The following is a 4318-nucleotide window of genomic DNA, read 5'->3' as shown; positions in this document are numbered from 1 at the left end:
CGCTGGGGACAGCCGATAGCTTTTTTGCACCTTTCAAAAGCGTGACGGATCATTGAGCATGTTGTCTCTGCGGACCCTCTCCACCAATGCAACGATGTCGAACAGGACCGATCGGACCGCGTCGCACGCGCCGATGCGCGTCGCAAAGACGATGGTGGTGGCGGCCGCTGCGATGCTCGGCGTGATCGCCTCGGCGCAGGCGCGCGACCTCACGGTCGTGTCGTGGGGCGGCAACTATCAGGACGCGCAGCGCAAGATCTACTTCCAGCCGTTCGCCGCCAAGCTCGGCGCCACCGTGCTCGACGAGAGCTGGGATGGCGGCTATGGCGTGTTGCAGGCCAAGGTGAAGGCCGGCGTTCCGAACTGGGACGCGGTGCAGGTCGAGGCCGAGGAGCTGGAGCTCGGCTGCAGCGACGGCATCTACGAGAAGATCGACTGGAGCAAGCTCGGCGGCAAGGACGGCTTCATCCCGGCCGGCGTCAGCGATTGCGGCGTCGGCGCCATCGTCTGGTCCACCGGCATGGCGTTCGACGGCGACAAGATCAAGGACGGACCGAAGACCTGGGCGGATTTCTGGGACACGACGAAGTTTCCCGGCAAGCGCGGCCTGCGCAAGGGCGCCAAATACACGCTCGAATTCGCGCTGATGGCCGATGGCGTTCCGGCGGCCGACGTCTACAAGGTGCTGAAGACCAAGGAGGGCGTCGAGCGCGCCTTCAAGAAGCTCGATGCGCTGAAGCCGGACATCGTCTGGTGGGAGGCCGGTGCGCAGCCGCTGCAGCTTTTGTCGTCCGGCCAAGTCGCGATGACCTCGGTCTATAACGGCCGCATCACCGCCATCAACCGTACCGAGGGCAAGCATTTCGGCTTTGTTTTCCCGGGCAGCATCTACGCCGTGGACAGCTGGGTCGTGCTGAAGGGCTCACCGAACAAGGACGCGGCGATGAACTTCATCGCCTATGCGAGCCAGGCTGAGAACCAGGCCAAGCTGCCGGAATACATCGCCTACGGCCTGCCGAACATCGCCGCCGCCAAGCTGGTGCCGGAGAAATACGCCGCGGAGCTGCCGACCACGCCTGAGAATCTCAAGCAGGCGATCGCGCTCGATGTCGGCTTCTGGACCGACAATTCGGAAGAGCTGTCGAAGCGCTTCAACGCCTGGCTGGCGCGCTGAGGCCCATCGTCAATCGGGCGCGCGGTGCGTCGCGCATCCGTCCGCCTCGGGTCATGAGTTCCGGCGCGATCGGCGCCGCAAAGCCAGCGTTCATGGACAGCCCCTTCATCTCGTTCCGGCAGGTGGTCAAGCGCTTCGGCCCGCTGACCGTGGTCGACCATCTCGACCTCGACATCATCAGAGGCGAGTTCATCGCGCTGCTCGGTCCGTCCGGCTCCGGCAAGACCACGCTGCTGATGATGCTGGCCGGCTTCGAGCAGCCGACCGGCGGCACGATCGATGTCGGCGGCGTCAGGGTCGACGGGCTGCCGCCGCACAAGCGCAACATGGGCGTGGTGTTCCAGAACTACGCGCTGTTTCCGCATATGAGCGTGCGCGACAACATCGCCTTTCCCTTGAAGATGCGCAACGCACCCAAGGCGGAGATCGCGACGCGTGTGGCGCGCGTGCTCGACATGGTGAAACTGTCGGCGATGGCGGAACGCAAGCCGGCGCAGCTCTCCGGCGGCCAGCAGCAGCGCGTCGCACTCGCCCGTGCGCTGGTGTTCGAGCCGCAGGTGGTGCTGATGGACGAGCCGCTCGGGGCGCTCGACAAGAAGCTGCGCGAGCAGATGCAGCTCGACATCCGCGACCTGCACCGCCGGCTCGGCCTGACCATCGTGTTCGTCACCCACGACCAGGACGAGGCGCTGACGATGTCCGACCGCATCGCCGTGTTCAACCACGGCAGGATCGAGCAGATCGGCACGCCGCGCGAGATCTACGAGCTGCCGCGGACCCCGTTCGTCGCCGAGTTCATCGGCGAGACCAACCTGCTCTCATGCAAGGTGGATGAGCAGGCCGGCGAAGCGGTGCGGCTGACCACCGACTCAGGGCTGACGCTGTCGGCCCATGCCGGCGCCGCACGCATCGACGGCGGCACGGTGCGGGTCTCGATCCGCCCGGAGGCGATCCGGATCAACGATCACGCCGCAGCGGCGGCGAACCGCATGACCGCGCGCATCCTCGATGCGGTCTATTTCGGCGATCACATGCGGCTCGTCGCCAGCGTCGGCGAGCAGCGGCTGATCATCAAGGGCGACCGCATGAGCGAGGCGGCGGAAGTCGGCCGCGAGGTCGCCCTGTCCTTTGCCGCGTCGGATGTCTGGGTGGTGGGATCATGCGACCAGTCCTCACCCAGCGCCTGAAGGCGGCCCTGCTGCTGGCGCCGCTGCTGGCGTTCATGCTGTCGTTCTTCGTCGTGCCGCTGGTGACGATGATGAAGTCGGCGGTGTCGGATCCGGTCGCGACCGAGGCACTGCCGCGCACGGCGCGGGCGCTGTCCGGCTGGGACCGCGCGGGCAACCCGCCGGCCGCCGCGCAGGCCGCCTTCGCCGCCGACATCCGCGCACTCACGAACGATGAACAGTTCGGCGATCTCGTGCGCCGCCTGAACAGCGCGCAGTCCGGCTTCCGCAGCCTGCTCGGCAAGACTCGCCGCGCGCTCGACGGCACAGGTCCTGTCGACCTCGCAGGCGTCGATCAGCGCTGGAGCGAGACCTCGTATTGGGTGACCATCGCCGAGGCCGTCGCCTCGCCATGGACCGACAAGAACCTGCTCGCCGCCGTCGATCTCGAGCGCGATGCGGCCGGCCACGTCGCGGCGATGCCCGAGGGCGCCTCGGCCAACCGGCTGATCATGGTCCGGACCTTCGTCACCTCGGCACTCGTCACGCTCGCCTGCATCCTGATCGGCCTGCCCTATGCGATGGTCGCGGCCTCGGTGGAAGGCTGGCGGCGGCAGATCCTGCTCGGCGCGGTGCTGCTGCCGCTATGGACCTCGCTGCTGGTGCGCACCGCCGCCTGGTACGTGGTGCTGCAGGACAACGGCCTGATCAACGCGACGCTGAGAGGGCTCGGCCTGACGTCGGGGCCGGTGCCGCTGATGTTCAACCGGCTCGGCGTCGTCATCGCGATGACGCACGTCCTGCTGCCGTTCATGGTGCTGCCGATCTTCAGCGTGCTGATCGCGATCCCCCGCAACCTGATGCCGGCCGCGGCCTCGCTCGGCGCGCATCCCCTGCGCGCATTCCTCCATGTGCTGCTGCCGCTGTCGATGCGCGGCGTCGTCTCCGGCGCGCTGCTCGTCTTCATGGCAGCCCTCGGCTACTACATCACCCCGGCGCTGATCGGCGGCGCCAACGACCAGATGATCTCGTCGGTAATCGCCTATTATGCGACCGGCGCGGCGAACTGGGGCATGGCCGGCGCGCTCGGACTGGTGCTGCTGGCGATGACCATCCTGCTCTACGCCATCTATATGCGCCTGACGGTCGAGGAGCAGCGCGCATGAGGCCGCTGCCGATCCTCAAGGCGGTGTTCGCCGCGCTCGTCGTGATCTTCCTGCTCGGCCCCCTCCTCGCCGTGCTGCCGCTGTCGCTGACCGACAGCGTGTTCCTGAACTATCCCATCCCGGGCTATTCGACGCGCTGGTTCCGCGAGCTCGTCACCGCCGACTCCTGGCGGCTGTCGATCGTCAACAGCCTGCTGATCGGCGCGGGCACGACGGCGCTCGCGACCCTGCTCGGCACCCTCGCCGCGCTCGGCCTGCGCGGCAGGCGCGCGTCGCTGCTGATCTCGGCCTTGCGCACGGTGTTCCTGCTGCCGATGGTCGTCCCCGCCGTGGTGCTCGGCGTCGGCATGCAGCTGATGTTCTCGCGCTACGGCCTCACCAACACCTATCTCGGCGTCATCATCGCCCACACGGTGGTCGCCGTGCCGTTCGTGCTGGTCAACGTGTCCTCCGCCCTGCAGGGCGTCGACATCAGGCTGGAGCAGGCCGCCGCGAGCCTCGGCGCGGCGCCGCCGACCGTGCTGGTCTCGGTCACGCTCCCGATCGCCCTTCCCGGCATCATCTCCGGCGCGCTGTTCGCCTTCGCCACCTCGCTCGACGAGGTCGTGCTGACCCTGTTCGTCGCCGGCCCCAACCAGCGCACTTTGGCGCGGCAGATGTTCGCCACCATCCGCGAGAACATCAGCCCGGCGATCGTCTCGGCGGCCGCCGTGTTCATCGTCGGCACCCTCGTGCTGTCGCTCGCGATGCTGGCGATCCGGCGGCGGATGGCGTGAGCGAGGCTCCGAGGACGTCCGCCGATTGGGTTACTC

4 protein-coding genes are annotated in these 4318 nt (G+C 67.6%); all 4 read left to right on the top strand.

Annotated features, from left to right (window positions below; all coding sequences use genetic code 11):
• Positions 1-133: 133 nt before the first annotated feature.
• The 4 genes from BRAS3809_RS30925 (at position 134) to BRAS3809_RS30910 (ending at position 4282) form a co-directional block, all read left to right on the top strand.
• On the top strand, positions 134-1174 hold the full coding sequence (locus BRAS3809_RS30925; RefSeq protein WP_170323354.1) for an ABC transporter substrate-binding protein: 1041 nt from the start codon (positions 134-136) through the stop codon (positions 1172-1174).
• A 92-nt stretch (positions 1175-1266) separates the two neighbouring features.
• Positions 1267-2361 carry an ABC transporter ATP-binding protein gene (locus BRAS3809_RS30920; RefSeq protein WP_008965948.1) on the top strand — a complete coding sequence of 365 codons (1095 nt, stop codon included), beginning with the start codon at positions 1267-1269 and terminating at the stop codon, positions 2359-2361.
• Positions 2362-2396: 35 nt separating this feature from the next.
• Complete coding sequence (locus BRAS3809_RS30915) at positions 2397-3506, top strand: ABC transporter permease (protein ID WP_008965947.1); 1110 nt, start codon at positions 2397-2399, stop codon at positions 3504-3506.
• Positions 3503-4282, top strand: a complete 780-nt coding sequence (locus tag BRAS3809_RS30910; RefSeq protein WP_008965946.1) for an ABC transporter permease — start codon at positions 3503-3505, stop codon at positions 4280-4282. The genes BRAS3809_RS30915 and BRAS3809_RS30910 overlap by 4 nt, the downstream gene beginning before the upstream one ends.
• Positions 4283-4318: the final 36 nt, after the last annotated feature.

It is taken from the genome of Bradyrhizobium sp. STM 3809, assembly GCF_000239795.1.
GTDB lineage: Bacteria > Pseudomonadota > Alphaproteobacteria > Rhizobiales > Xanthobacteraceae > Bradyrhizobium.
The sequence above is the reverse complement of the archived record's forward strand: the minus strand, read 5'-3'. Positions and strand labels throughout refer to the sequence as shown.

Bases quoted from the DNA above. Each gene is read 5' to 3' on its own strand.
- BRAS3809_RS30915 (WP_008965947.1), top strand. From the start codon at position 2,397: ATGCTGTCGTTCTTCGTCGTGCCGCTGGTGACGATGATGAAGTCGGCG.
- BRAS3809_RS30920 (WP_008965948.1), top strand. From the start codon at position 1,267: ATGGACAGCCCCTTCATCTCGTTCCGGCAGGTGGTCAAGCGCTTCGGC.
- BRAS3809_RS30910 (WP_008965946.1), top strand. From the start codon at position 3,503: ATGAGGCCGCTGCCGATCCTCAAGGCGGTGTTCGCCGCGCTCGTCGTG.
- BRAS3809_RS30925 (WP_170323354.1), top strand. From the start codon at position 134: ATGCGCGTCGCAAAGACGATGGTGGTGGCGGCCGCTGCGATGCTCGGC.